This is a genomic window from Enterococcus sp. E5-162, assembly GCF_035725965.1.
GTDB lineage: Bacteria > Bacillota > Bacilli > Lactobacillales > Enterococcaceae > Enterococcus_B > Enterococcus_B lactis.
The window spans coordinates 15412-42199 of record NZ_JAPRFV010000010.1; the positions used below are offsets into that span (position 1 = coordinate 15412).

Annotated in this window: 30 protein-coding genes, 1 tRNA gene and 2 pseudogenes; 2 read left to right on the forward strand and 31 right to left on the reverse strand. The window is 37.2% G+C overall.

Features of this window, described 5'->3' with window-relative positions; genetic code table 11:
• Positions 1–45: 45 nt before the first annotated feature.
• The 16 genes and pseudogenes from OZZ83_RS10300 to OZZ83_RS10375 form a co-directional block, all read right to left on the reverse strand.
• Positions 46–549: an antirestriction protein ArdA gene (locus tag OZZ83_RS10300; RefSeq protein ID WP_278023788.1), complete on the reverse strand. Its 504-nt coding sequence runs from the start codon at positions 547–549 to the stop codon at positions 46–48.
• A gap of 12 nt (positions 550–561) precedes the next feature.
• Positions 562–783 carry a hypothetical protein gene (locus tag OZZ83_RS10305; protein WP_010718211.1) on the reverse strand — a complete coding sequence of 74 codons (222 nt, stop codon included), beginning with the start codon at positions 781–783 and terminating at the stop codon, positions 562–564.
• A 93-nt stretch (positions 784–876) separates the two neighbouring features.
• A complete protein-coding gene (gene mobT / locus OZZ83_RS10310) occupies positions 877–2058 on the reverse strand; it encodes a MobT family relaxase (RefSeq protein ID WP_278023808.1) in 1182 nt (393 codons plus the stop codon).
• Between the two features lie 259 nt (positions 2059–2317).
• A complete protein-coding gene (locus tag OZZ83_RS10315) occupies positions 2318–2608 on the reverse strand; it encodes a hypothetical protein (protein WP_278023784.1) in 291 nt (96 codons plus the stop codon).
• Positions 2598–3736, reverse strand: a pseudogene (locus OZZ83_RS10320) (DNA cytosine methyltransferase). Before OZZ83_RS10320 ends, OZZ83_RS10315 begins: the two are co-directional and overlap by 11 nt.
• Positions 3737–3845: 109 nt before the next feature.
• Complete coding sequence (gene trxA / locus OZZ83_RS10325) at positions 3846–4154, reverse strand: thioredoxin (protein ID WP_278023782.1); 309 nt, start codon at positions 4152–4154, stop codon at positions 3846–3848.
• On the reverse strand, positions 4138–5334 hold the full coding sequence (locus tag OZZ83_RS10330; RefSeq protein ID WP_278023806.1) for an MFS transporter: 1197 nt from the start codon (positions 5332–5334) through the stop codon (positions 4138–4140). Before OZZ83_RS10330 ends, trxA begins: the two co-directional genes overlap by 17 nt.
• Before the next feature lie 37 nt (positions 5335–5371).
• Positions 5372–6319, reverse strand: coding sequence for a thioredoxin-disulfide reductase (gene trxB, locus OZZ83_RS10335; protein ID WP_104670544.1), 948 nt, complete (start codon positions 6317–6319; stop codon positions 5372–5374).
• Positions 6320–6332: 13 nt separating this feature from the next.
• Complete coding sequence (locus OZZ83_RS10340) at positions 6333–6653, reverse strand: DsrE/DsrF/TusD sulfur relay family protein (protein ID WP_104670520.1); 321 nt, start codon at positions 6651–6653, stop codon at positions 6333–6335.
• Positions 6654–6855: 202 nt separating this feature from the next.
• Positions 6856–7503, reverse strand: coding sequence for an ArsR/SmtB family transcription factor (locus tag OZZ83_RS10345; RefSeq protein WP_278023779.1), 648 nt, complete (start codon positions 7501–7503; stop codon positions 6856–6858).
• Between the two features lie 216 nt (positions 7504–7719).
• Positions 7720–9072 (reverse strand): annotated as a pseudogene (locus OZZ83_RS10350) (FtsK/SpoIIIE domain-containing protein).
• A 69-nt stretch (positions 9073–9141) separates the two neighbouring features.
• A complete protein-coding gene (locus tag OZZ83_RS10355; RefSeq protein ID WP_104670683.1) occupies positions 9142–9495 on the reverse strand; it encodes a type II toxin-antitoxin system RelB/DinJ family antitoxin in 354 nt (117 codons plus the stop codon).
• Positions 9496–9870: a YdcP family protein gene (locus OZZ83_RS10360; protein ID WP_104670682.1), complete on the reverse strand. Its 375-nt coding sequence runs from the start codon at positions 9868–9870 to the stop codon at positions 9496–9498.
• Positions 9871–9882: 12 nt separating this feature from the next.
• Positions 9883–10197, reverse strand: coding sequence for a YdcP family protein (locus OZZ83_RS10365; RefSeq protein WP_104670681.1), 315 nt, complete (start codon positions 10195–10197; stop codon positions 9883–9885).
• 112 nt (positions 10198–10309) lie between these two features.
• A complete protein-coding gene (gene fss3 / locus OZZ83_RS10370) occupies positions 10310–13549 on the reverse strand; it encodes a fibrinogen-binding MSCRAMM adhesin Fss3 (protein ID WP_325066059.1) in 3240 nt (1079 codons plus the stop codon).
• An 81-nt stretch (positions 13550–13630) separates the two neighbouring features.
• Positions 13631–14293 (reverse strand): hypothetical protein, encoded by a 663-nt coding sequence (locus tag OZZ83_RS10375; protein ID WP_278023775.1) that lies wholly within the window; start codon positions 14291–14293, stop codon positions 13631–13633.
• 614 nt (positions 14294–14907) lie between these two features.
• Here OZZ83_RS10375 and OZZ83_RS10380 point away from each other — a divergent pair.
• Positions 14908–15138 (forward strand): hypothetical protein, encoded by a 231-nt coding sequence (locus OZZ83_RS10380; protein WP_002337499.1) that lies wholly within the window; start codon positions 14908–14910, stop codon positions 15136–15138.
• Positions 15139–15143: 5 nt separating this feature from the next.
• Positions 15144–15443: a DUF5960 family protein gene (locus OZZ83_RS10385; protein WP_113783928.1), complete on the forward strand. Its 300-nt coding sequence runs from the start codon at positions 15144–15146 to the stop codon at positions 15441–15443.
• A gap of 513 nt (positions 15444–15956) precedes the next feature.
• Here OZZ83_RS10385 and OZZ83_RS10390 read toward each other — a convergent pair.
• From OZZ83_RS10390 to OZZ83_RS10460, 15 genes are all read right to left on the reverse strand, one after another.
• A tRNA-Ile gene (locus tag OZZ83_RS10390) sits at positions 15957–16030 on the reverse strand.
• 331 nt (positions 16031–16361) lie between these two features.
• A complete protein-coding gene (locus OZZ83_RS10395) occupies positions 16362–16811 on the reverse strand; it encodes a protein-export chaperone SecB (protein WP_002334686.1) in 450 nt (149 codons plus the stop codon).
• Entirely contained in the window at positions 16811–17092 is a 282-nt protein-coding gene (locus OZZ83_RS10400) for a hypothetical protein (RefSeq protein WP_002334687.1), read from the reverse strand. Before OZZ83_RS10400 ends, OZZ83_RS10395 begins: the two co-directional genes overlap by 1 nt.
• Positions 17089–17667 (reverse strand): hypothetical protein, encoded by a 579-nt coding sequence (locus tag OZZ83_RS10405; RefSeq protein ID WP_278023432.1) that lies wholly within the window; start codon positions 17665–17667, stop codon positions 17089–17091. Before OZZ83_RS10405 ends, OZZ83_RS10400 begins: the two co-directional genes overlap by 4 nt.
• A 318-nt stretch (positions 17668–17985) precedes the next feature.
• Entirely contained in the window at positions 17986–19005 is a 1020-nt protein-coding gene (locus tag OZZ83_RS10410; protein WP_278014535.1) for a peptidoglycan recognition protein family protein, read from the reverse strand.
• A 10-nt stretch (positions 19006–19015) separates the two neighbouring features.
• Positions 19016–19213, reverse strand: a complete 198-nt coding sequence (locus OZZ83_RS10415; protein WP_014386998.1) for a phage holin — start codon at positions 19211–19213, stop codon at positions 19016–19018.
• Positions 19214–19235: 22 nt separating this feature from the next.
• On the reverse strand, positions 19236–19529 hold the full coding sequence (locus tag OZZ83_RS10420) for a hypothetical protein (RefSeq protein ID WP_002306392.1): 294 nt from the start codon (positions 19527–19529) through the stop codon (positions 19236–19238).
• Positions 19530–19565: 36 nt separating this feature from the next.
• Positions 19566–19703 carry an XkdX family protein gene (locus tag OZZ83_RS10425; RefSeq protein WP_002290625.1) on the reverse strand — a complete coding sequence of 46 codons (138 nt, stop codon included), beginning with the start codon at positions 19701–19703 and terminating at the stop codon, positions 19566–19568.
• 1 nt (position 19704) lies between these two features.
• Positions 19705–20151 carry a hypothetical protein gene (locus OZZ83_RS10430; protein WP_108144930.1) on the reverse strand — a complete coding sequence of 149 codons (447 nt, stop codon included), beginning with the start codon at positions 20149–20151 and terminating at the stop codon, positions 19705–19707.
• Positions 20148–20297, reverse strand: a complete 150-nt coding sequence (locus OZZ83_RS10435) for a hypothetical protein (RefSeq protein WP_002290627.1) — start codon at positions 20295–20297, stop codon at positions 20148–20150. Before OZZ83_RS10435 ends, OZZ83_RS10430 begins: the two co-directional genes overlap by 4 nt.
• Positions 20298–20313: 16 nt before the next feature.
• Positions 20314–22350, reverse strand: coding sequence for a BppU family phage baseplate upper protein (locus OZZ83_RS10440; RefSeq protein WP_325066060.1), 2037 nt, complete (start codon positions 22348–22350; stop codon positions 20314–20316).
• A 17-nt stretch (positions 22351–22367) separates the two neighbouring features.
• Positions 22368–23192 (reverse strand): hypothetical protein, encoded by an 825-nt coding sequence (locus tag OZZ83_RS10445; RefSeq protein ID WP_240388954.1) that lies wholly within the window; start codon positions 23190–23192, stop codon positions 22368–22370.
• A gap of 3 nt (positions 23193–23195) precedes the next feature.
• Entirely contained in the window at positions 23196–24245 is a 1050-nt protein-coding gene (locus OZZ83_RS10450; RefSeq protein ID WP_071244211.1) for a hypothetical protein, read from the reverse strand.
• Complete coding sequence (locus OZZ83_RS10455; protein ID WP_002342059.1) at positions 24242–25114, reverse strand: phage distal tail protein domain-containing protein; 873 nt, start codon at positions 25112–25114, stop codon at positions 24242–24244. The genes OZZ83_RS10450 and OZZ83_RS10455 overlap by 4 nt, the downstream gene beginning before the upstream one ends.
• A 3-nt stretch (positions 25115–25117) precedes the next feature.
• Complete coding sequence (locus tag OZZ83_RS10460) at positions 25118–26626, reverse strand: transglycosylase SLT domain-containing protein (protein ID WP_325066061.1); 1509 nt, start codon at positions 26624–26626, stop codon at positions 25118–25120.
• Between the last annotated feature and the right edge of the window lie 162 nt (positions 26627–26788).

The window sequence follows — 26788 nt, forward strand, 5'->3', positions numbered from 1 at the left end:
AAAAAGAAGGATAGTTTAGAAATCAACTACCCTTCAATAATTTTGTTAATATGGATACTCAAAAACACCTCGACTCGTTACCAAATAATTTTCCCCAATCTCCAAGTCTCGACCACACGCATCAAAATCAATATACGTCTTCAAGTGTTCTGGTACTTCGCCAAAATCACCATTTTCAACAATCAAGAAATACGCTACATCACTCATATCATCACAGTCCGGATAATAGACAATATCATCCACATGCTCTACCATTTCTTCAAAAGAATTAAAGAAAGCGTGTTGAATCTCTGAAGCAACTTCACCAACTGGTGTTCCTTCAAGTTCCTCCGCTAAGCCACACAACCGATTAATTTCCTCAATTGGCGTATATTTATCAATCTCAAAAGGCAGTTCATAATCATGAATCGCATATTCTTCATATTCGTCATTTAATCCAATCCGTTCTTTCACTTCATCAAAATCGATAGGTGGGGTAAACCACGCCCCCACCAACTCACCTTCATTGTATTTTCCAAGATTCGCGATATAAATACGCATCTGTTCCATCATGATTCCCCCTTATGCACCGACGATTCGATTAAACAAATTCAGTAAGACATCTTTCACACCAGAAGCATTAAAGACTAGACCTACCGCAATCAAGGCAACCACCAAAAAGCCAATCAGTTTAGAAAACTCTCGCTTAAATCCTAAAAATAAACCAATGACTACAATCGCCAGTAAGACTAAAGATTGGGCGTTGGTCAAAAACCATTGATACAAATTTTGTCCGAAATTCATTTCATCACTTTCCTTTCTTTTCCATTGCTTGATCCGCCACTACCACCAAAAACCAATAACATATCTTTCCAATTTCCATCAAAATTCCTCTTTTCATACAATCAAGTTTTCAATTGCCATACTTTGTTGTTCTAAAATCTTTTTGTGCCGTTCAGATAATTCGGCGTTTAATACCATGTCACTAATAAAAGAGGTTCCTCTAATACGATCCAATTCAATCGTCATTTTTAAAGTAGGGGCGACTTGCCTTCCTAACCAGTTGTAAGTTCGTTCTATCGTGTACGGCTTTGGCTCTGAGGTCAATTGAATTTCTTTACGATTTCGACCGACAAATCGGCCCCACTTTTCATTAAGAGGCCAGTTGGTTCTTCTTTTTCCTTGTACCTTGTCTGCAATTCGCATGTAGCGAGTAATGATTGAAAACGTAGTGCTCTCAATACTTCTCCCTTTCATCAAATCCATAATTGCGTGGTAAGCACGTTCATTTTTCAACCGAATTTCAAATCGATTCTTCGTTTCTGTCTGGTCGAGAGGTATCCCTAGTTTGATATATTGCTCATAGTCTTTTTCATAGAGACAAAAATAAACCTCACTTTTGAGACTGCCTATATATAAGGTATTCCCCATGCCATCTTTTTCATCAGCTTTCAACAGCTCCCCCGACCGATAACTTTTAAAGGTTCGGAACAAGGAAATACATTCTTCGTTTTGGCATTTTTTGGTTAAATAGGGAATATTTAGTAATCCTGCACGGTCATTGATTGCCAAATCCAATCGTTTCATCACGCCGCCTAACTTTAAACTTGTCTCAAAAAAATCATACCAACTTCTTTTTTGCGCAAGTAAAAATGTTTCGAATTGCCGACAACCACGTCCTTTCATTTCAATGAGAATACCTTTGTCTTCTTCCTGAGATACCATCACTACAATATCTCCCATAACATATTGTTCTTGGTAAGAATAAAAGGCATAATCCTCATGAAGCATATAATCAAAATTTAGATGCAAAACCTCTTGTATAATTTTTCGTGCGTTTGTAGTTGGAAATCGAATGCGTACATAATCAAATAGCAAAGTTAAAGGTAAATCAGGGTTGAACGTTTCTAGCTGTTGAAAAATCTTTCTCATGACACTTTTAGCCGGAACCTTCTTTCCCGACTCAATTTTATTGAGATACTCTCGTGATAAATCACAAGCTATTGCCAATTTGTTTTGAGTGATCTTATACTCCTTCCTTTTTTCCTTCAATAGTTCTTTTGTAAAATTTCTTCTCATTGATGATTCACCACCAAATTTCAAAATGTGAACTATCCAACTTGAGTTCACATTTTCTAAAAATACTAATTATCCTTGATATACCAGCAATTCTTAATCGTTGCTTGCTTATTTTTTGTGTTTTTGTACCCCCCTGTTAGATACGGGGGGTGAGACATCATGGCCGGCTGGCGCCGTCCATGAACAGGCACAGCACCACGGCGAATTTCTGCTTCGCAAATCCCCCGCGGTCAGCGCCTATCGGTGGTTTATTTCCCTATTACTCCGCGGTGATACCCTCAATTTCCAATTCCGCTTTTATCTCAAACAAGTATTGGCGGATATCCAGTTCTTTGGCAAGGTCCGCAATCCGTTCAAGTTCCGTGATTACTTGATTTAGTTCAATTCGAGCATCGGTTTCCTCGTCCAGTACATATGAATCACCAGGGACTTTCACCCCATTTTTGCGAATATCAAAATTGAGCCGGTGCAGTTCTTCTTCCAGTTCCGGATCTGACTGAATCTTGCCAATCACCCAATAGATTTCCCCAATCAACTCATCATAAATCATCTATTTTTACCTCCTTTAATCTTCTGGCAATATCAAAAATGACCGGAACTGTTACTGAGTTTCCGGCCTGCTTATACAACTGACTATCTGAATTAACTTGAGAAGCTCGGTCAAAAGCCCAATCGGGAAACCCCTGAAGTCGCCAGCACTCCCTAGGCGTAAGTTTCCGAATTTTATACTGTTCTGTGACGACCGCTTGTTGGTCTCCCGTTAGTAAGGTATGCACACTTCGTTTTCCCAAACGGCCTCGACGACTTGTGGAATTAGGAAAAGCCAGGTTCACACTGTCCCCTGGCTTCACCTCTTGATATTCTGTTTTATTTTTCCGAATCATAATCTTCGTTCCCCCTTGCTTCGTTGACAAGGTGGGAGCTGTTCCAGTTACCTCATAAACTCGATTGCCTTGTTCAAAGTTTCCCGGCAACATCCCGGCTACAGAAATTCCCTCATTTACCGGCAATGCGATTTTGATTCCTTCATCCCCTGTTAAGGTTGGGGCAACCCCATCTGAACCATAGACTTGTCCACCCATTCCTCGATTGGAAGGATTGATATTTACCAAGTTTCGGATGTTTTGATCAGATGTTGGAGACGATCCAATGATAGGAAATACTTGTTTGGTACGTGCGTCTCGAGAATGTCCGATAAGGAAGACCCGCTCGCGGCTTTGGGGAACGTAGGCCTTTGAGTTAAGCACCTGCCATTCCACATCATACCCCAATCCATCCAGCGTTCGGAGGATCGTCTCGAACGTAGCCCCTCCTTCGTGATTGAGTAATCCCCGGACGTTCTCAAGGAATAAAAACTTAGGTTGGAGAAGAGTGGCGAACCGAGCGATTTCAAAGAATAAAGTACCTCGAGTATCGGAAAATCCTTGCCGCTTTCCCGCAATTGAAAAAGCTTGGCACGGAAATCCGCCGCAAAGGACGTCCACTGGTCCGAGGGATTGAACAAACTCGTCTGATACACTTGTGATGTCATGCATTTCCACCTCCTTGTATCATGGATTGCCTTATAACTCCTCCGAGCAAATTCATCAATTTCACAAAAGCCGATACACTGGTGCCCTGCCTGTTCCATACCTAAGCGTAAACCACCAATCCCGGCGAATAAATCTAAAAATCTCATAAATCACCTCATTCATTACAAAGAAAAAAGCCAAGAACATTTTGCTCTTGGCTAGAAAAATTAGTTAATTATCAAACACTCTACATAGATAAGATAACTCACTTTCTAATTACATAAATTCATTCAGTATTTTTACTAAAGCATCTTTGTCATGCAGCCCCACTAGTTTATCCACCACTCGACCATTTTGTTTTATCAATAATGTCGGAATACTCATCACGCCAAATTCAGCAGGTATCACTGGATTTTCGTCCACATTCATCTTAAAAATAGAGACTTTTTCCTTCATTTCAGCTGCCAGTGCTTCCAAAATAGGAGCTTGCATTTTACATGGACCACACCATGGCGCCCAAAAATCGACTAATACTAATCCTTGATTTGTTATTTCTTTAAACTGTTGATCATTTATTTCTTTCATTTAGTTTCTTCCTTCCTATTAAATATATCAGAATGTATACAATCAAAAGAAACGATATAATCATTCCGAATAAGCCTAGTGTTCCATAACTGAATCGGTTGAGAATCACACCGGAAATCGCTCCACCAAAAGCGCCGGCTAAAGCGATAAAGACATCTACGCTGCCTTGGACCTTTGGCCGTTCCAGTAAATCAGTAGCATCTACCAACATCGTTGTCCCACTTATCAAACCGAAATTCCAACCTATCCCCAATAGCGACAGCGCTACTGAAAGAATGGCAGTAGAATCTGGCGGCGCCACCATGGCAGTGACCGCAGCCATAGCAAGGGTAACTCCAGACAAGATGCCTGTTTTATAAGCACCAAATTTTGATACTAAAATCCCCGTGACTAAGGAGGGCAAATACATGGAGCCGATATGAATACCGATAACAATTCCTACATCCTTTAATCCATGTCCATGTGCTTTCATATGGATTGGGGTCATGGTCATAATCGCTACCATCACCATCTGGGTGGTAATCATAATTAAAGCGCCAATAAAAACTCCTTTGTTATCAGTTTTCTGTGAACCTGCCTTAGGTTGAGAATCCTCATTTTCTAAATGATCTAGCTCCTTAGCTACTTGATAAGGATCTGGACGTAAAAAAAGAAACAAGACAATACCAGAGCTAAGATAAGCCATCGCCGATAAAATGAATGCGCCTGTCAAAGGTGGCAAAGAAAAATGATGTGCTACCTTTGTCATCAAATCACTCGTATTCGGTCCCACAATCGCGCCAAAAGTCGTTGCCACCATGGCAATACTAATCGCTTTTGAGCGATCTTGCGGCTCCGCCAAGTCCGAACCAGCATATCGCGCCTGTAAATTCGTAGCCGTACCAAAGCCATAAATAAATAGCGCAAGGAACAAAAAGAGAATATTTTCGACAGTAGTAGCTATAATCACCCCGATAGCCCCTAGACCGCCAAGGATAAAACCTGTGGATAACCCACCTCTTCGACTACCTAATTGGGTAATTCGACCAACCATTAAAGCAGCCAAAGATGAACCCAAAGTAAAAACCGCAGAGGGCAATCCTGCTAAACTGTCAGTCCCTAACATTTCTTGAGCAATCAAAGCTCCCACGGTAATCCCCGCAGATAAGCCTAGACCGCCAAGGGTTTGAGAGACAATCACTATCAAAAGTGTTCGACGGTGAATCCTTTTTTATCTGCTAATGTATAGATGGCTGTTCAACTCGCTTTCTCAGGATTTCGACGTATTCAAAAGCCTTTTGTCCAGCGATACTACCGTCTCCCACTGCAGTAGTGATTTGTCGAAGTTTCTTTTCTCTCACATCTCCAACGGCAAAAACGCCAGGGATAGCGGTTTCCATCTCTTCATTCGTTGGAATCCAGCCTGCTTTATTAGTGATTCCACAAGGTTGAAATGGTTCAGTCAAAGGATCTAGCCCAACATAGATAAAGACCCCGTCCACAAGCTCCTCAGATAGCTCTGCAGTGTGAACATTTTTTAGTAAGATACTACCTACTGCTTGAGCTTGAGTATTCCCTTTAATTTCTTCTACCACAGAATCCCAAACAAAACGGATCTTCTCGTTTTCAAAAGCACGTTTTTGTAGAATTTTTTGTGCTCGCAATTCATTCCGCCGATGAACGATAATCACTTCACTGGCAAATTGCGTTAAGTAGATCGCTTCTTCTACCGCGGAATCACCACCACCAACAACCATCACTTTTTTATTACGGAAGAAGGCCCCGTCACATACGGCACAATAAGAGACACCACGCCCAGCGTATTCTTCTTCCCCTTTCACATTCAGCTTTCGATGATCACATCCAGTAGCTAAGATAATGGCTTTTCCTTGGTAACGACTATCCTCAGTGATCACTTCTTTCATCTCTGAAGCAAGTTGGAGCTCCTTTACCGAACCATAAATTTTTTCGGCACCAAATTTTAACGTACCTTGAAGCATTTTATTAGACAAATCAGGTCCTAAAATACTTTCGTAACTAGGATAATTTTCAATTTCTGCCGTATTATTCATCTGCCCTCCTGCAAGGCCTCTTTCAATCATCGCTACCGAAAGATTTGCCCGGGCAGCATAAAGTGCCGCTGTCATTCCTGCAGGACCTGCACCGATCACGATTACATCATAAATCATCTTTTCACCTCTAAAACGTTACTGTTTTATCCGCCCAAGTTACCATGTCGACACAATCAAACATTGTCGAGATTGGGCATGCCGTATGATCTTCTAGCTGACGTGATTTCAGGCAAGTCCCACAAGCCAATAATTCACCATTCTGCTCTTCAAATTTCTTTAACTCACTTTGTACATCAAATTTTTCATCGACAATCTCTTCAATCTCCACTGCTTCGCCCATTAAGAAGAACTTCACTTCATTTCCCTTTTTCAATGCGGCTATAGCAAAGCGTAGCGCATTCCAAGCTTTTTCACGCTCTTTTGTTTCTAAGATAATACCAAATTTCATTTGAATTCCTCCACGTTTTAATTTCACAATCTATTCAACTGCATAGTTGAATAGTATCATATGTTTCTTTTCATGGCAAAAGTTTTTTAGCCAATCATTATTAAAATTGCTAGGATGAAATTTGCAACGTACTAATGAAACTTTTTTTATATTTCTGCCTACAAAAAAACACATATCGAGAGGTGTTTTTAGAGCAAATAAGTCAAATTGCCACATGATGTAAGTTCCAATCATTTACACTTTGACTAAAGCGAACCGCCTGCCGTCCATGTTTTTCTAGAATCATAATCGCCTCTTCTGACATCAGGCAATGAGGGCCCCGACAATAGGCAACAACTTCTTTATCCTTTGGCAAACTAGCAATCCTTTTCTCCAATTCTTGAACAGGAATTGAAATCGCCCCGGGTATATGAGCGGTTAAGTATTCCTCTGAAGGTCGAACATCAACTAAGACAATCTCATTTTTCTGCATTTTTTCTTCTAAATCTTCAATCGACAAAATATACTCTTCCTCACTAGGCTGAGCAAAACTTTCTATGATTGCATTAGCCTTAGTTAGCTGCTCCTGAGCTGTTTCGAAAAACAAAGTCAATAGCTTCTCAATGTTCTCATCAAAAACTTCATAGTAAATATAATTTTTATACTTACGATTCTTAACCAAATGGGCTTTCAAAAGTGTTTGCAAGTGTTTAGAAGCATTGGCAACAGTTAATTCTGTTTCTTTTGCAATATTTTCAACAGTTTTTGGTGCCTGTATCAGAAGGCTCATAATTTCCAGTCGATTTGAATTTGATAAAGCTTTTCCCATCAAAGCATATTGTTCAAATAAATCTTTATTTGTCCGATTCACCTTAATTTCTCCTTTAAGACTTTCAATTCCTTCCAATGAAGGTAGTTCAACTACTTAGTTGAATAATATCCACTTCCTTGCTTATTGTCAATTGCTTTAACCTTTTTACTTTTCATTCTAACTTTTTCATATGGTAAAATTTTTAAATTATGAATATTATTCTTGTCGTTCTAGAAAATTAGCGAAAAAAACTGCTGGAACAGGAATTTGGCTATCCTACTCTTTAGAGTCAAACTCTGCTTGTATTATTTCCTGAACAACACCTAAAAAGTTATACCCTTTGGGAACGATTGGCGTATAAAACTCACTAATCACACTCCCTCCTGTATCCACATATCCTCGACCTTTAATTCGTTTCATGAAGAAATTTTTATCAACTTCGCCAAACATCATGGAATATCCTAGTTCACTCATGCGACCTAGAGCGATCCGGAAGTTGAATTGATCCCGAATCCCATCTCCTAAATATTTCGCATCCGGTCTTTGACAAGCCAAAATCAGAAAGAAACCAGACTGACGACCTAACATGACAATTTGTTTGAGCTTATTCAAAATCACCGCACTCTCCTTAGTTGTTAACATTTCCATATAAGCCACGTATTCATCAAAGATTAAAAAGTTGGGCGGAAGTCCAAGATACGCATAGTTCTCTCCTGTTTTGTAGTTAGGCATTTCTTTCATTGTCCTACTACGAGCCATCATACGTTCATAAAAATCTTCCACACATGCAGAAATCTCTTCTTTTTGGGAATAAACATGGGGCATTACCGTACCTAAATCGGCAAGGTCCGCATTTTTAGGATCAAGAACAAAAAGCTCGGTATCCGACTTCAATAAAGCTTGGATAATGGTGAGTAAGAAATAGGTCTTCCCACCGCCTGTACCACCAGCAATTAACATATGGGGTAAAGAATCATACGCCTATACTTGATTTTTCATCAATCGCAAAGCTCCGTTTTCTGCCACTACTTCATCTATCCCAATTCGATTGGCAATCATATCGTATAACAAGGTATATTCCACATAGGAATCTTTGAGTTCTTTTTCTACTAACTCACAATACAGCCCACTTTCGAGTTTCTTTTCCAACTTCAATAACTGATCTTGATATTTTCCCAGTGAGATTTGAACGCGAATAGAAAGTAAGCCATCTTTCATTTGATAATAAATTTTTGGGAAGTAACTGATACTCTCTTTGGTCCGGCTCCTATTCAAATCTTTGAAAAAACCTTCACTTTGAGTTTGTTTCACTTCATACCAATGGTTCTCTAGGATCATCCGAGCTAGCTTTTGTCGATGCCACATACTTCGCCAATGATCCTGAAAAAAGTGAATATAAAGTAACATCATACTTCCTGACAAAACAAAGCTCCCAAGCAGACATACTAAATCTTTCATGGACCAAACGATTTTACTAGTGGAAAGTGAGAGCTTAGAAATCTCAAATTGTCTAAGCTCATGAAAATAAAAGACGCTCATCCAACCGATGAACAAAGCAATGATCCAGCCAAGAACAAAGTGATAAATCAAGTGCTGATCTCCTGCGCGTATGCGATGCCCTTTGTACATTTTGATGGTTTCCACCTCCATTCAAAAATTGCCCAATAGGATTTTATTGGGCAATTTCAAAAAGTTATGCTAGTCATTTACTGCGATGGGAAGTTGTTTCGCTTCAACCAATTGTGTTAAAAAGCTTTCAATGGCATCCGTCATCTCCACACCGATTTCTTCCAAGACAGATTTCGCCTGCCGACATAAGTTTTCATTTACTTCGACAACCATAAAGAAGGACTCTTCCTCCCCTAACCAATCCAGTACATCAAAGTCTTCTTTGGCATCGTTACCTACATCCAGTAACCCTTGATGCATAATCAGAAACATTTTTTCATCATAGGTTAATGCTTTCGTAAGTTGTTCCTCGGTTAGCTCGCCTTTTCCATATTGATCGAGACAATCTAAAATATGTTCGACATTAATTTCCATACGCTTCACCTATTTCTTTCCTTCATTTTGGTTTGTAGAGTTTCCTTGATTCGGTTGCCGTTTCAAGACTAAATCATCTGCCTTAATGAACCAATTAACGGTGGTTCCTTCTCGAAAAACATAATTGGCAACGGTATCCACGATTGGATTGACCAGCTCTACCTCTGCATCATAAGCAAACTCGCGTAGGGGCACATTTGCCGGAATACTAACTTGAATCATTCGACCTTGCGCGGAGGATTTCAAATTATAGGTTCGTTCTTTTACCTCGTTACTAACCGTTCCATCCTCGTTTTGTTTCCATACTTCTCGACGTAATGCAGAAAAGCGCAACTTCCCAAACGTTAATCCTGAATCTACGACAATACCTTCTGTTAATCTCATCTTCTTTTCCTCCTATGCTTTCACTAAATCATCGACATACAACACGTAATCAGTAAACCCACGATTCTCAATCTCATAGCCTTTGGCTACCAAATGGGGATTCACGGCTTTTAGTGGTTGGTCTTGGTCAAAATCCTTTTCGCCGGCTTCCGCAGCTACCACCACTTCAATATCATCGGCTCGTTGTTTACTGGAATACAAATGATAACTGCGGCCAGCCACCGTAGTATTCCGACCATATCCTTCTGTTAAAACTTCCCCTTCTCCGGCATAACTTATCTTTCCAAAGGTTTCGGCCATATCTGGCACAACAAATTTCAATTCCATCTTCTTTTCCTCTTTTCATTGTTAGTTTTGGATACAAAAATAGCGCAACCACTTTTTTAGGAGGCGGTCGCGCACGTTGGTTTTTCCTATTTAGTTGTTTCATCACATCACCTTAGTTTCGGCGATTCCAGAAATAATAGCCAGCCGTCGAAAAGATTAAGGTAAAGCCAATGAACAGTAATACATTGGAACTTTTCTCCCCCGTTTGTGGGAATGCCTTCACTATAGAACTAGATTCTTGAGAGCCACTTGGAACAGTTGGTGTTTCTGGTGTTTCTGGTGTTTCTGGCGTACTTGGTGTGGTCGGAACTTTTTTGGGAGTTAAGGTTTGGGATTTTTCTTTCAAATCTTCATTGTGTTTTCCATTGATGTTTCCATCTTTGTCATAGTTAATTTCTTTGAAGGTAAAACTTGTGCCTTCTGGATATCTACTTGTATCCACTTTTTCTGCAAGCACGGTTTTGGTAAATTCTTTATCATTCACTTCGTAATCAATCTTGCCAGATTTCCAAATCTCTTTGTTCGTACCATCTGGTAGTAGTGCATACAGAATTGTTTCGAAAGCTTCTTTTGAGCCATCCAGTACATCATGAGTAATGGATACATCATCAAACATATCCACCACGTCACCATGAGTAAAGGTCTGAGAACCGTCTTCTAGGTGGGCTTTTGTTTGGATGGAAACATGGCGTTCCACCGTACAATTAACAGTTTGGGCTTGGTTAGTCAAACTAGCATCCTTCGCTACAGGCTCATCGCCAGCTTCAAAGGCTTCCTTGTTTTCATACACATAGTTGAACAAGACGATGGTTTTATCCAAAACTTGTTCGGCGGTTAATTTATGCAGAATTTCCCAAGTTCCTGTTTTCTCTTTGTTCGCCAAGGTAGCCGTTGTTTCGGCAATTACCACTGGTTTGGCTTTTTCATCTTTTTCTTGAGCAGCTTTTGTCGCTTCTACATCAATGGCTTGTGCTACCACATACCAGTCTTCTTTGATTTCATGAAGATTGTAACTCAATTTATCAACTAGATCGGTAGAATCAAGGGTAGTCAATTCTTTGCCTCCGTCTTTCCAGGTCGCAAGAGAAGTTAGACTATCTTCTTCCTCAGGCAAATCATAGAGCATTAAACGATTCAAACTAACAAAGAATTCTTTGTTCGTCAGTTTCTCGTAAGGAACGGTCACCGTCTTAATTGGTTGTTTTTGGCCTTGTTCGGTAATGGTAAAGACATACTCACTCTTGGTGTAATCCTCTTTATTTTCTTTAAAAATAGAATGGATTTCTAATGGCATAATCTTTTGAAATCCTTCTGGTGCTTCTACTTCTTCAAGTAAATAATCCCCATAAGGAAGATTTTCAAACTTGCCATAGCCATCAAAACCTAGTTGCTCGTTATAAGCTGTGATTGCTTCATCTTCAGCTCCAGTAATTTCACTAGTCCCTTCTAATGGTGTTAGTTTAAAAGTTAAATCATTGAAGCCAGTTTCGGCAGTTCCCGTAGCTGATCCGACGAACTTGAAGAAATCAAAGCCAAAGCGAATCACTTGTTCTTTTGCCGTAACATCTCGGGTAATCACAGCATTTTTTTCGCTATCATCCACCTTTTTGATGGAAACAGGATACTTCGTTTCATCCAAAGTATATCCTTCAGGTGCTTTGGTTTCTTGCCAGTAATACTCGTTGATGGCTAAGTGTTTAACCGCAACTTGATTCTTTTCATCTAAAGTCAAAGTCACTGTTTCATCAGAAGCTTTCGTTCCTTTCACTAGTTCTGGTTTAAAAGCCTCACCCCATTTAACAGCTTGACCATCTTTTGCAGTAAAGAGAGTATATTCAGCTCCTTTAAACTCCGCTTTCCCTTGGGTTTCATTACCGGCATCTTTGTCTTCTTTTGTCAAAGTGGTTTCACCAGTGATTTCTTGATTTTGCCCTTTTATGTTACTGGTCACAAGGTCCACCGTCTGATTGGCATACTTCAATTCAACTTTTACGGGTTTGAAAGTATTCACGAAACCATTAGATGCTTTGGTTTCGGTCACGTAGTAAGTTCCCAATTCCAACGCATTGGCAATCTCTTTTGGTGTTTCCGCATGGCCTTTTTCATCCGTGGTCATTTCTTGAACAATTTCACCGGTTGGACTATCTTTGCGAATCGCAAACGTATTTCCCGCTAAGGAGTAATTGTCATTCCAAAGGTCAGTCCCTGTTTCAACTCCGGTTTTATCCAACAGAATTTGACCTTTTTCTCGCGTATTTTTTGAAGTCACGGAAATGGTTTCGCCTGCTTTAATCGTGGCAGTCATGGGTGTGGTATCAATCGTATAAGGCGCTGGCACCGATTTTTCAGTAATGGTTACCTTTGTACCATGAGTAATCCCATCCAATGTCGCAATGCCTTCTTTATCGGTAGTCACGTCTTTTGCAGGTAAAGTTTTTCCAAAGTCTAAATGGAAAACCGTTCCTGGTACAACTTCACCTGATTCTTTATCGACTTTTTTAATCTTTAAAGAACCCTTAGTTTCCACATCAATTTTGATCGTGTAAGTATTCGGTTTATCAATTGCCCCGGCCATTAAAGTTTGTTGGCCAGCCATTTTGTAAGCTACCGGTGTCCCCGTTCCAGCAGATTTCTTAAGCGTCAGCACACCATTTTCATTAGAATTGGCATTTGGGGTGATTACCAATTGATTGCCGTTGACACGATAATCAATATTTGCAGTATTTTCCACAACTTCATCGAACTCTGATAAGTTCAAATTATTAGTATCCGTTATTACAGTAGTCGATTGACCTAACACAGTTTTAGCTGTGCTATTATGGAAGCTTGGTTTCTTCTGATAATCGGCGATAGCTTGATTAATTTTTGCTTCAATGGCTGCGATATTTACGGCACTACCATCTGATCGTTTGATTGAGTGAAGAGTATAGCCATTCACTTCTTGCCAAATCATCTTTTGAGCAACCATTTGTGTATCAGTGTCTGTACCGGCATTTTTCCATAACACTGAAACTAATTTCGCTTTCTCCGACATATCAGGCAATGGATTTTTCTCATACCCTGGAGTGAATTCATTATAAATTGGAACTCCTGGTTCAATACAGAAAATATCTTGTTTCTCCCCATTATAGATAGCATAGTGAGGGACCGTTACCTCAGATAATGTTCGACCATCATTAAAAGTTCCCTCAACAGAATAAAGATGAGACTGATCACTATGCACAGTCACTGTTTGCGGATGAGTAATTTCATCGGCCAAAGCAACCGTAGGAGCAATTGCTCCGCCAATTGTTTGACTCAACAGAGCTAAAGTCGCAAATAATCGCCAATTTTTAAATCTCGGCTTTTTCATAAAATAAAATCTCCTTTCGTTTTTGAGAAATAAAAAAAGACGTTCAAATTTTTAGTTTTGAACGTCTAATCTCTCGTATTACTATTTAGTTTTCTTTGTTTGAGATAAGTTATTTCTTTGTTTATAGATTTTGATTCTTCGATAATCAAATCCTATTTCTGCCATCAATTCCTCCCAATTTTTATTTGTTCTTTTCATAATTGTATCAACTGACGGAAGTTTCGAGGATTGGACAAGTTTCCGAAATTTTGTCATTGATAAATCATCCTGTAATTTTAGTCGGATTATTTCATTTCTTAGTTCAAGCATCAGTTCAAAATCAGTAAGTGAAGGTTTCTCTATTTTCTTTCTGAATAGAGGTTTTACATCTCCAAACCTCTTTTTCAATGTACTTAATGGAGGAACATCTTTTCCCACTGATTTTTGTTCATATTTACGCTGAGAAGTTATTTTCTCAGCCACAATAAAGGACTCTACTATTTCCAATAATTTTTTTTCTGATATTTTTGACCATTTCCCATATTCTGTATTCTCCAGACCAATACTAACCAATAAATTTTCCCATGATCCATATTTTTGATTAATAAACCACATACTTGGTGCAGAATTTGGATTCTCTGATAATTTTTTCTGGTACTGACGACTAGATTTTATTCCGTGTTTTTCGATGAATTGATTGATTAGCAAAATTAGCTTGAGGTCACTCAAATTTTTCCATACGATTCGTCCATCATCTTGCTTCACGATAAAAACTCCTAAGAATTGTTTAGATAGAAACCTATCACATCAACTTTTTAGTAGAAAAGTACATGTTTTGTCTTTTTTGAAAAAAGTCAGCCTTTTTAGTAACTCGGGTTCAAAAGTTGCTAAATTCGGTAAATGTTTTGGTATTTTTCGTATTATATTTGTCGTCAAGCTGACTACTAAATTTTGCCCTATTTTGACGACACTGATAGTCAATATCGGACAATCTAGGACAATTTAGGGGAATATGGGTGAAAAATGAACCAAACCAGCCAAAAATGGCTTGAAACTGTGATAGAGAAAAAAGAAAAAGCCCTTGATATACAAGGACTTTTCACAAATTTCAGATTTCCAAGGAAGTTTTCCGTGTTTATCTTCTAATTTCTTTGATACGAGCAGCTTTTCCGTGTAATGCACGTAAACAAAACCACTATATTCTATTATGTATCTAACACCCTCAAAACAGCTATAAATCAACAATACCGACATAAAATAAACACTATGTTCAATCTGAGATATATCAAAGGTAAACGCATTTTTGCCCCCTTTTTGCCCCTCAAATATCGCTTTACAACAAGAACGTAAGTTCGTATAATCGTTTTGAGGTGATTTTTATGATGGAAGAATTTATTAGAAAAAATATCAGTGACGAATATGCAGACTTTTATGAGCAAAGCAGCAAAAAAGATAAATTCCAGATGGATGTTTCAATCTTAGCTATATTAGCTTTTTCCGAAAATAACCAACCTGTAACTGCGAAAAAAGAAACAGTATTATCTGAAGGCAAAATAAAAACTCGATATATATTAGAGGTAGAAACTAAGTTTAAAAATAGATCGGAGTAATGGCTATGCTTTTTAATGAGACGCAATTATGGTTTAAATTTGATCCTTCGAATAGATTTGTCAAAGATTTTTATAAGGTGTGGGATTCAGAAGTTTTCTTTTTAGCAATCGAAGATAGCTTATTAATCAATCTCTACTATTCTAATAAGAACTACTTTAAAATCCCTGCTGCAAAAACTAGAATGAAGAAAGACGTATATTTTTTGTTTGATATCGTGACTGATGTGCCAGACGCACGGAGCGATCATCGGCGTTATGACTATTTGAAGTATACTTTCGTTGATCCAGAAAGGTATAAAGATTAAAGTAGGCTACCTAAAAAGGTAGCCCGGAACGGATTTTATCACCATACTTATAAAAGGGATATTTTTTAAGTTAGTATTAAGATTGTGTAATATGATGATATCTATATTTTATAGTATCAGTGCTATAAAATCAAAAATAAGTCACTAATTAACTACCACTCCAATTATAAGCCTTTTTTCTCACTTTTTTCCAAAAATATGGTATGCTTTTTAATGGCTTCAAATATAAAAGAGTTTAAAGCGTAACACACTTATGGGGGAGTGGTTTTTGGGGAACGCTTTAAACTCTTCTTTATTATTATCTCACAATATAACCCAAATGTCTTTCCATTTAAAAATCAAAGTAAAACTTTTCAAATATACAGAAGTATAACTATGTGAAACATCCTTTCATTAATCCATAAAAGGATACATAAAAAAGCCACTCATTTGAGTGGCAATGGAGAAAAGCTTTAGCTTGTATAATACTCTTCAAAAAATTCTAACACACAACGATTCAAATGGCTACGTTAATGTACCCTGTAGGACTCGAGCCTACGACCGGGCGGTTATGAGCCGTCTGCTCTAACCAACTGAGCTAAGGGTACAGGTTGTTGCCACATAAAGCCATAAACAATCAACCAGTAGAATGTGTGGCAACAAACCTGTTATCGCATATCTTGGAGTGTGACTATTTATGAGTGATAGTGAAGATATGCAATAACATTACTATTTTATCGAATGATTTTTATAGTTTTCAATATAATTATGTACTGCCCCTCATTGAGGGGCTATTTTTTTATTTAGAGTTATAACGTTGTTTTTTTAGAGACTGATAATCTTTTGAATTTTCACAAACTGAATAAACATCACCTCAATCAAATATATTTTTAATCAATAAAAAACCGTATATTACATACGGTTTTTTCGTTATTTTATTTAGTCATCAAATCCGATGAAGCTTATTCTTTCCTCATCAGATACCAACTTTGCAAAATTTACTACTGGAAGAATGTAGGTTGGAAATTGATTTGTGTTTGCCGTTAAAAATGTTATATATGATCGAAGATAAGGATACAGAATTGCTAATGCATTGCTACCTAAAAGACTTTTTAATTGAGATTTTTCTTCCTTTTCAAACTCATGAGAAAATATTCCTCTTATAACAACTTCTAAAAAGAAAGGTGTATTATTTATATATTTAATATCATCTTCTTTATTTAATATAACTTTAATTTTTACATATCCTTTATCATCTTTTATTCCTACTTCAGCACTAATATCTTCTTCAATCACTAATCCATACTCTTCATGAGGTTTTTCAAAGTTTGGGTTTGATCGATAATTTGAACTTTCTATAATATAATCCTTAAAAATTATTGAAGCCATTAAGCAGCCTCCTGCGTCACTATACCATATTCAAATTCAGATTCTTTCTTAACTTCAGAATATTGTACTTTATCTACCTTAATAAATGAATTTCCTTTTATTACTAGTGGATCAATACTCTCAAGTGATGTTTCTGATAACTTAAAAATTTCAAAATTTGATTCTCGTCTGTCTATTTCGACATCATAAACTAGTTCTGTTAAAGCATCGATTGCTTCCTGAGGTAACCAGCTATCTAATTCTAGGATACTTTCATCTAAAACAATTTTATTGTAAGTCATAATTTTACCTCCTTACATAATTCCCAACATATAGATTTGTTACATCTCAAACATACTTCTTTTCCGTTTGGAAAATTAGAAATATTGCGGTCTTCGTTGTAATACGGAGTATAGCTTTCTCCCATAACAGCATCTATTTCATTTTTATATTTATGCTGAATCAAAAACTCAATAATTATACCGTCTAGATTCGCTCTTTTCTTACTTCCACTTTCTTTCACAGATATTTTATAGTTGTAATATATACGCTCAAATATCTTTTCTCTCAATTTTATAAATATATCACTATTTTTTTTATCTCCGAAATCAAGACATCTTATATCATCATTTATATTTATTTCTAACACCGATGAAGGTCTGTCTTTAAAAACACTAGCATATTTACGTGCGCATTTTATACCATCATAGCGCTCATTACTTAAGAACATATAAATACCTGAACCAAAATCATTAGGCATTTTTTGACGATCCTGAATCTTGAAATCTCCAGTTATTACAAATTTATCAATATTAAAATTTTTTGATTCAATAATTTTTGTGGCACAATCTTTACTTGTTCCATGATATCCTATCATAAATATAATTCCACCAATTGAGTAATATTAACAATAAAAAAGTGTACAAAAAAATTTGCGCAGTAAAACTTACGCTCAATACCTTACAAACCAACTATAGCATTTTAGATTCATGAACGTCAATCAAATTAGCTAATTTTGTTAACAATTTTGTTAACATATCTGACAGTAGATCAATAGTAAAAGTGCCTGTATATAAGGAAAAAACTGTATTTTTACTATCTAAATTCGTAAACATTTTTGCTTACAAATTAGCTAACAATATTAGCAACTATATTTAAAACTATATGTACTACCCCTCATCGAGGGGCTATTTTTTTATCGTTTCGGAATATTCAAATACCAACGTTTGTCATGAAAATCTTGTGCTCCGCCTTTAGTGTTCCCTTCTGGATCATTCGTTGCACGCATCATTACATAGACTTTCTTATTAGGAAAATTACGCATATTGAAAGATACATGATAACCAACGTTTCCAGAAGTATTATAAGCTTGATTTACATCCGGTCTATAAATTCCATCAGCTCTTACTCGAGCTAATTCTTTCCCAGTATTGTAGTCCATAATGAAAATATACTCGTATTTATAGTTAGCGATGTGCCATCCAGCGACGTGTAAGTTCGCATTTTCGATTTCTCCAAACTGATCAATGTGAGAATGGTTCGTTCCATCTGATAAAGTTGGATTTGCTGCACCTGCTCGGGTTGGATCAATGACAGGCTTGTTCTCAGAAATCGTTGGGTTTTCGTCTGTAAATCCATGAGCTAAATCGTAAGCCAGTTTTTCCTTACTTACACCCATTTCTGATAAGTATCCATACGGATCAGTGTGATCGCCCCAAATGTTTTGAGTTACCCATAAATGCGATTTGATTCCTGGTTGGTTATAAGGCGTGTCTAATGTTAATGGAATACCATATTTCATTGCTGAATCTCTTGCCAATTCAACATATGCTTTATAGTTCTTTTCAAAAGTTGCTTTGTCGTGCGTGTGTTGTAACTCAATCTGCACAGGACTGTTGGCATTAGCATATGAACCAGCGCCATACTGTACATAACCAGGTTGACCGACTTGATAAACAATTCCACCGTCTCCCACAATGTAAGCAGTGTATGCACTAGTCCATGAACGTTGCATATACTGCGCTTCATTGCGTCCTGTCGCAGTTTCGTTTGCTGTTTCATGCAATAGAATATATTGGTTATTTGCTACTTGTGAGCTACCTTCATTTACACCTAAATTAAATTCATTGTTAATCGTATAGGCAAACCCATTAATCGGCAATAAAAAAAGAGCCGTTAATAGGCTCATCGCAGTAATAGTAATTTTCTTTTTCATTTGTTTCCTCCTATTTTTTCAAATTATAAGCCGACACACCAGTGATAACACCTAAAAATGTTGCTGCTGCATTGATAGTCAGAACTGCCATATCTGTTCCATTCCATCCATATGCTTTGCCTAATGTGGCTACTAATACAGATAAAGCTGGCAATACTGTTAAAACTGTCCATTTAATGACTTGATAATACTTATCGGGTAAAATCATTTCTTCTTAACTCCTTTCTTTTTTACCGAGACCTTTCCCTAAATAAAGTTTTAATTTGTTGTGTGTGTTCTACCAATTTTTCTGCATGTGTATCTAATCTTTCATCGTGTTTCTTTAGTTCTTCATGAATCATCAATCGATCTGATTTGCTCGATTCTAAATCTTTAGTCAGCAAATCTAAATTGTGGCTTACTTTTGAAAGAGTTTCAGTAATCTTCGAGAAAGATGCAGTGACTGGTCTTATTACTAATAAAATCAAAGAAACAATCGCAGTGATTGATCCTGCGATTGTTCCCCATTCTCCTAAATTAATCATGTGACAACTCCTTTACCTTAAATAAAAACGCATCACTTAAGATGCGCTCTCTTCTTTGCTAATGATTTTATCCGCTTCTTCGTCTGTAATGCATAGTGGAACGAATAGTCGAACTTGATCGTCAGTAAAACAGCCCCAATCATACATCATTTTCACATCGCTAAAACTAAACATACTACTCACCTCCCTTTGAAGCTGGATTTAGTTGCTCTTTAATTTCTGAAATGTCTTTGCTATTTTGTAACGAAGCAAGCATCATTTTTGAATTGATTTGTGCTAAACTGTCAGCTTTTTCTTTCAATGCAGTATTTTCCTGTTTAATCGCTACATCGCTTAGCATGAGTTTGGCATTGAGCTGTTTTAAATCGCCATTCTCATTTTCTAACGATTCATACATTGCTTTGAGATTGTTTAAATCGTTGTGATCCAGTGTGTTCGCTAAAACAATCCATTGGTTCAGTTTAGGATCAAACATCTGATCAGCAATCGTTAGTGGTTCCCCATCAGCACGTACCCCTTCAAGTGGTGGCTGATCCGTGTAAGGAACGGATACAAGCATGTCGTCCAATACTTTTCCTGCGTACTCTCCGCCAGTACGTCCATATTTCCAAATGTTTTTCATTTATTTCCCTCCCAGTAATTGAATTTCGGTTTCCAATTTGGAATCGGTGGTTCGACTTCTGTGCATTCTTCCGGTAAATGTTCTTCATCATTCACAATGATTTGCTCGAATCCGTAAGGTTCAATTGGTCTATATGCTGCCTTCATATCGATTCACGCCTTTCTAAATCGTGTAAGTAATTGCAAAGGTATAATCCGATCCATAACTTGAGTTTCTTCGCCATTTAATGGCTCCATCTGCACCAATAGATAACTGAGCACTGTTCAAAGTAGAACGGTCTATCGAGCCAACCAGTTGCTCAAAACTAATTGGTGGCCGATAGCCTTCTGGAACAGTTAAAATAACCGACTCATTCCCGCCACTACTTTTTCCGTTTAAAGCCACAAAATATATAGAAACTGTTTTTCCTTCACGATAAAGCTTTGCTGATCCGGTATTCCCGTTTGTAACTGTTAAGGTTACGACTTCATATTTGTTGTCGTCTGATGTCAATACAGATTTTCCTTTTGATTGAATACCATCTTCGAAATTTTTCAATCCTTCGATGGATTGCGGTTCAGTCAGACTAACCGTATTATTCAAGCCTTTTTCAGTATATTCAGGCGTGATGTCCCAGCTGTAGTCGTTCGGATTGTTACTGTCTTTCAATCCTTCACCAAAGTATTTAAACTGACTAATATTCGGTGTTCGTGTGTCGCCTTTTTCAATTTTTAACCATTTTATGGTACATGAACCTAAAGAAGTATTTGGCGTTTGAGAAAGGTATACCCATTTTGTGTTCTCCCCTAGCTTAGTTATTGTGACAGTTGCGACCCATGTATCAGTCAATCCCTCAACTGGTTTAAAGACATCGAATTGTTTTTGAGTTAAATAAACCCTAATCGTTTGTGAGGCAGGCTTAGTTGCTCCTATCGTCACAGTATAAGTTTCACCTAAAACAAAATCTTCTGATGCATTTTTTGCATAGAGTGCCTCCCCACTCAGCGTGATTGGGAATTTAACTGTAGGATTAGCAATATTTTCACCCAAAGCCACCTTACTCAAATAATATGGCGCATCGAGTAAATTTGGCTGGTATGGTGTGGCTGTTGGACCTTCTTCGATTTTGATGTCATAGCTCATTTCTATTTCCCCAAGTATCCCCGCCTGAGCATAAAATTGTATCCAAGGATCGTTTGTTTGTGGGCTAAATGTTGAAGTAGTTCCAGTAACACTAAACTCTTGCCACTCCTGAGTTAGTGAAGCACTGTTAACGTGTAAGTCTAACGGCATCTGATTAGTTCCATTATCAACATACCTATATCTAATCATTATTTTTTTTCCGTCAGCTGGACTATAGTCAACTCCAGCTCTAAGTTTAACGGTCATTACAAGGTTTTTATTAGATGGTAGCCAGTTAGCTATACCTCTTTGTTTATAATATAAAGCCACTCCACCGTCTACTTCGGTAGATGTCTTAGTATATTTAAACGAGTTTTCACCCTCAGAAAGTGTTCCAGCGGAAACATTTTGATTTGCCAACAAGTCGTATGATAACTTACTTAGCAAATTCGGATTTCCACTATAATCATAGTCCCCGAAGTCGATGCTGTTACTGTACATCTTTTTCAGCTTGCCGAGATCGCCGATTTGCTGATTGGTTTGATCAATACGATCATTTACTTGCTTATCTGATTCATTTATCAATCTTACTAATTCGTTATATTTCGAGTAGATTTGATCGTATTGGACCTGTTTATCACTAATGAACTGATTGAAAGTGGTTTGCATTTCACTCTGTAATTTTTCCAATGAAGAAATATAGTATTTCGCTTGCTCCGAATTAATATCCACTCGTTCTAACACGTCTATGATGAAGTTCTGAAAAGTTACTTTTTTGCCGTTAGGATCTACATATTCAAAATATGCTTGTTTGAATTGATGACTCGTGCTGAAATTTGACTTAGTGAACGTGTAACTAATTAACCCATTAGTCGAATCGATTATTTCTGGTTCTCCCTCGGTATAGTTACCGTTTGAAACTTCGCCCACAAATTTCAAAGTACCGTTTAGATTAATTACAAAAGGTGTAATTTCATCTTCCTCAAGAAGTTGTACATTGATTGTTGTGAGCCCCCCATCACCAACTCTACCAACAACACGGTGACGTAGATAAGGCTGTCTCTTATTTGCAGATAATTTAATTTCTAAATTTGCCACTTTTCCATACCTCCTAACTAAAAAGAAACTATATACCTAAGCACCATATTTGCGTTATCTCCACTTGCATTGCTTGCTGCACCTGTAAATATATTAGTATTCGAATTATAGTTTATTCGTTTACTAAACCACTTTTTGTGATAGTCATCAAATCCTGAAACAATTTCTCCTAAAACATTAGTAACAGTTACACGTTCCTTATAAAAAGGTGTAGTTACATATCTATCCTCAATTGCTTGCCCGTTTTCGTAGGGGAGCCATACTAATAAAAAACCTGAAACTGTCTGCCAAATTTTTTTTGAAGGTTGGACAGTTTGAGTATCATGCATTAACGCAGTCCCCCTCCACAAAATTTCTCCTTTAGAGAGAGTCAGCTCGTAACTATCCGATATCTTTGAGATTGAAACAGTTGATCCAGTAGAAGTAACTGAGCATAGTGGTAAATTATAGACCTTATCACCATTGTTTAAATTACCTTCTATAACTTTTGTTATAAATTCTAGCTTGACTTGATTATTAGTCCATTCATATTCTTCCGATTCTGGAAGAATAGATCCAGGTATAACTTCTTGTGTCAAATCCACTGTTAATGCTATATAACCACTTGAGTTTGCTGGAACTGTTATACTTTCTTCTTGTCGAACAACGACCATACGACCTTGAATAATCGCTGCTCCTGCACCAACTTTTACTGTTAATCCGCTTGAAGATAAATTCATAGACTGATCGTAACCATCAATAACCTGATTTTTCCGATTATATAAAACGTGATAAAGTCTAGCATCATTTTCTGCGCTTACTTTCACGTTTTCAAATTGATATCCATCCACATTGCTAACCATTTTTTATCCCCCATTATCTTCAAAATAATCCATAAAACGACTTCGGACATTACCAAATGTCAATTCTATATTCTTTTTACTGCTGGATATTCGCCAGGCAGTTAGAACAGATTTGTAAGTCTGCTCTTTGTAAACAATAGTCGCTAACATTCCTGTTTCGATATTTTCTACATTGATATTTCTAGCATTTAGCACAACATTAACTTTAATTTCATGTGAATAGGCGTTGCCTTTAAGCTCCGATTTAGCTACCTCTTCATAAGAAGGTCTATCTTCTTGAGTTTGATCATATATATTTACTAAATTAACGGTAGGCAATGCAATGTTCTTATTCGTTGAATCTTGCGTAAGATTATTTTCGTCATCTAAATACCACGTAGACAATACCAAGGGATTTTCTATATCTTTCATTGCTTTATCTACGATCAATAATTTGTTCTCGTTCCCTGGTCCAGGAGATTGCACAAAAACATCCCAGTCATTAAACTCAGATGAATTATCTTTAATATAAATTGAATCATCAACTGCTCGAATACCAGTATATATTTTTTTACCTTTAATCTCTTTGACATACCATTTAACATTATATTTTTTGAACCCATTTATTATATATGCATTCAATCGTCTCTTATTTGTGTCAACAGCTTGATAAGAATGAGAAGTAACGCTTTCTGTTTTTACCTCCAAAATATTTTTTAGTTGTTTTGTTGGATCGTTCAATAAGTAGTATTCAATCAGTCGTCGAATATGCTCTTCATAATTAGCACCTGATATTTTTACAGTCGGTATCTCGCTATCGGCCAAACTGAGTAATCCTTTGCAATTTATTTTTTTGTCTTCTTGCGAGCTAATCACTCCAAAATAAGCAATCTTCCCGCTAGGAATAAATTTTGCTAGTAGAAAATCTCCTGATTTTACATGGACATATTTATCTGTAATAAAATTACTTACTTCTTCTCCAATTTCATCCGTTCCAAATTCGAACTCAGTCGAAATTAAACGTTCGTTATATAAATTCATATCTCGGTGAAAGAGGGTAATGGCTAAAATCAAAATAGATCACGCTCCTCATAAAGTTCAATCTCTACATTTGCATGTCCAACATGAAAAACAACGCTGAATTCTCCTAGAGGCGCTTGGACGAAGTTTGATTTAGTAAAATCTTGTTGTTGATAAACAGAAGATTCAACTCCACCTACATCTTTTAAAATTGCCGTTTGGTCTTCTAGCAAACTAGACACTTCTAATATTTGTGTGTCTTTCATATTAATAAAATAGCCATCTGAAGCTACTACTTTAGAGTTTTGGATAACTTCCCAATATGGATTTGAGCACTCTCCAATAATCCTTATTTTTAACGGAGACATTCGCTCTGTACTATTTGTCAAATATACAGAATTATTACTGAACTTAAATACACCTTTCTTTTCCCATACATTTTTGGTGTAGACATATGGTCGAACAAATGAGTAAACTTTTCCACGTGTATTGAGAGAAGTTGAATTCTGTATTAATTTTTCACGCTTAATAGAATACCAGCTTGAAGTAAAATATAGATTCAAAGTATCTGTTAGCAATGAGCTTTGGGAATCAATTTCTGTTTTAGATAATGATTTCAAACTACATTTCCTGATCATTGTTTCTGAATCAAAAGAAAATTCTAGTTCAAAAGGTCCATTAGCCAGAAATTCAACTAATGAACCATATAATTGTTGTTCTCTAAATCCGTGAACAGAAATCATAACTGATGATTGAAATTCAGACAATTCAATACTCTCTCCTATTTCTCTGAAACTCCCCCATTGTCCAATATGCTCTTTTGTAACTTCAAAACCTAGATTCGACATTTCAGTAGCAAAATAATCTTCTGTGGACAAATCAATTTCTTCATTCAATTTATTTCTTAATATTACTGTCCTCAAATACTATGTCCTCCTGATTAAAATTTTCTGAATATCTAAAGCTAGTTCTTTATCTGATCGATTGTTACTTTTAAAAAACGAGAGTAATAATGATAGCAGATCATTTGTCATACGAGACTGTTTTTCTATCGCTTGTAGGATATGTCTATTATCTACAGAATTAATCTCACTTTTCGTTTCTTTTTTATTGCTTCCAGAAAGGAAGGCTAATGCTTGACCCATAAGTTCGATAGCTCTTGTTTTTCTTGTCAATGGAATAACCATTTCTGGTTTATTTCCTTCTCCTGCTCGATATAGTCCGTCTTTGGTAATCAAGCCGCCATTGGCATATCCATGTCCTTTCCCGATAACTTGCAACATACCTGCAACTCCGTAACGTTTCTTAGCATAATTGATTGCTGCTAACATGTTATCAAATCCGTTCATAATATTTCCGTGACCAGGAAAAGCGTTAGCTGCAAAAGTTCCGGGTTTCGTTTGAAGTAATCCTGTTGCATTGCCTTCGGCGAGCCCATCATTGCCGCCGATTGCTTTCTCATTACCACCAGATTCCGTTTGGATTTGGGACATCCAGGCATTTATATACGCTGCTGTAGCTGGTAATCCATTCATTTTCAATGCTTTAGACACATAAGAACGCCAGCGTGCAACACCACTTCCTCCAACTCCTCCATTGAATATATCGCCAGACCCCATCGAACCGTTTAAATGAATATGATCGAAGTGATCGCCATCTGGCCAATTCGTCCATTGTCCGCTTGACCTTGTTCCAGATAATCCCATGCGGTCACGTACACGTCCATTCGTAATGACATACGCAATTTTTGAAGGGAATTTTTCAAAAGCGTAATTTGCTGCTGCTGTATATCTCGGATCTCCAGAAATACCTGGATAAGCCAAGTCGATAGCTTGCCGTTTTCCGTGATAGTAGGCATCTCCTGCTCGATATCCAGAAGTTACTGTAAGTCCGGGGAACTTACCCATTACTTTCTGTGCCACATCAACTAAATATTGATAAACACCATTGGCATTTACTGCACCATCAAAATTGCCATGAGTGAAGAATTCACTTAATTTTGATTGAAGCATTGTATTTGCAGCTTTGGACATTAATGACGTTCCTGATTTAGTCATATCAAGCCATGGTTCATTAATGCCTGAAAAATCAACTTTGCTAGTTAAGAATTCTAACATTCTTTTTTCATCATCTAACAAATCAACAATATCTAAATTGCCAATACCTTTTTCGTAGTGTGGAATATTTAAACGTTCCTTTAATTTCTTTGTTAAAGAAGCATTTAAGACCTGAGCACCTTTAGGCAAATTAACAAGAAGATCTCTACCTTTGGCAATAAAACTACGTCCATCTGGCATCTGAACATATTCTTCGTGAACTAGGCCTTTTTGATCATTAATCATAGCAAGTCCACCGGGATGTCCATCAGTTCCCTTAGCGTATTGTGGAATTGGCCAGTTTCCGATATTCTTACTTGATTCGACTTCCTTAAGCACATAGTTAACTCCCGATATGACGCCATTAACTCCTTTGCCTATACCACCAACCATTGTATTAGCGACATTGTTCATTGTAGTAGAAAGAGAATTACCTAACGAATTCATTCCGTTTATTAAAGATTGCAACAAGAATGTCCCTGCATTGTAAAAACCACCACT

What these genes read in the sequence shown, in the direction of transcription:
- OZZ83_RS10425 (WP_002290625.1), bottom strand. Translation starts at nt 19,703, where the DNA reads ATGTTTAGTTTTAGCGATGTGAAAATGATGTATGATTGGGGCTGTTTT.
- OZZ83_RS10305 (WP_010718211.1), bottom strand. Translation starts at nt 783, where the DNA reads ATGAATTTCGGACAAAATTTGTATCAATGGTTTTTGACCAACGCCCAA.
- OZZ83_RS10360 (WP_104670682.1), bottom strand. Translation starts at nt 9,870, where the DNA reads ATGAGATTAACAGAAGGTATTGTCGTAGATTCAGGATTAACGTTTGGG.
- OZZ83_RS10435 (WP_002290627.1), bottom strand. Translation starts at nt 20,297, where the DNA reads ATGAAGGCAGCATATAGACCAATTGAACCTTACGGATTCGAGCAAATC.
- mobT (WP_278023808.1), bottom strand. Translation starts at nt 2,058, where the DNA reads ATGAGAAGAAATTTTACAAAAGAACTATTGAAGGAAAAAAGGAAGGAG.
- OZZ83_RS10300 (WP_278023788.1), bottom strand. Translation starts at nt 549, where the DNA reads ATGGAACAGATGCGTATTTATATCGCGAATCTTGGAAAATACAATGAA.
- OZZ83_RS10410 (WP_278014535.1), bottom strand. Translation starts at nt 19,005, where the DNA reads ATGAAAAAGAAAATTACTATTACTGCGATGAGCCTATTAACGGCTCTT.
- OZZ83_RS10430 (WP_108144930.1), bottom strand. Translation starts at nt 20,151, where the DNA reads ATGAAAAACATTTGGAAATATGGACGTACTGGCGGAGAGTACGCAGGA.
- OZZ83_RS10395 (WP_002334686.1), bottom strand. Translation starts at nt 16,811, where the DNA reads ATGGCTTCAATAATTTTTAAGGATTATATTATAGAAAGTTCAAATTAT.
- OZZ83_RS10420 (WP_002306392.1), bottom strand. Translation starts at nt 19,529, where the DNA reads ATGATTAATTTAGGAGAATGGGGAACAATCGCAGGATCAATCACTGCG.
- OZZ83_RS10340 (WP_104670520.1), bottom strand. Translation starts at nt 6,653, where the DNA reads ATGAAATTTGGTATTATCTTAGAAACAAAAGAGCGTGAAAAAGCTTGG.
- OZZ83_RS10415 (WP_014386998.1), bottom strand. Translation starts at nt 19,213, where the DNA reads ATGATTTTACCCGATAAGTATTATCAAGTCATTAAATGGACAGTTTTA.
- trxA (WP_278023782.1), bottom strand. Translation starts at nt 4,154, where the DNA reads ATGAAAGAAATAAATGATCAACAGTTTAAAGAAATAACAAATCAAGGA.
- OZZ83_RS10445 (WP_240388954.1), bottom strand. Translation starts at nt 23,192, where the DNA reads ATGGTTAGCAATGTGGATGGATATCAATTTGAAAACGTGAAAGTAAGC.
- fss3 (WP_325066059.1), bottom strand. Translation starts at nt 13,549, where the DNA reads ATGAAAAAGCCGAGATTTAAAAATTGGCGATTATTTGCGACTTTAGCT.
- OZZ83_RS10405 (WP_278023432.1), bottom strand. Translation starts at nt 17,667, where the DNA reads ATGATAGGATATCATGGAACAAGTAAAGATTGTGCCACAAAAATTATT.
- OZZ83_RS10365 (WP_104670681.1), bottom strand. Translation starts at nt 10,197, where the DNA reads ATGGAATTGAAATTTGTTGTGCCAGATATGGCCGAAACCTTTGGAAAG.
- OZZ83_RS10400 (WP_002334687.1), bottom strand. Translation starts at nt 17,092, where the DNA reads ATGACTTACAATAAAATTGTTTTAGATGAAAGTATCCTAGAATTAGAT.
- OZZ83_RS10385 (WP_113783928.1), top strand. Translation starts at nt 15,144, where the DNA reads ATGCTTTTTAATGAGACGCAATTATGGTTTAAATTTGATCCTTCGAAT.
- OZZ83_RS10380 (WP_002337499.1), top strand. Translation starts at nt 14,908, where the DNA reads ATGATGGAAGAATTTATTAGAAAAAATATCAGTGACGAATATGCAGAC.
- OZZ83_RS10315 (WP_278023784.1), bottom strand. Translation starts at nt 2,608, where the DNA reads ATGATTTATGATGAGTTGATTGGGGAAATCTATTGGGTGATTGGCAAG.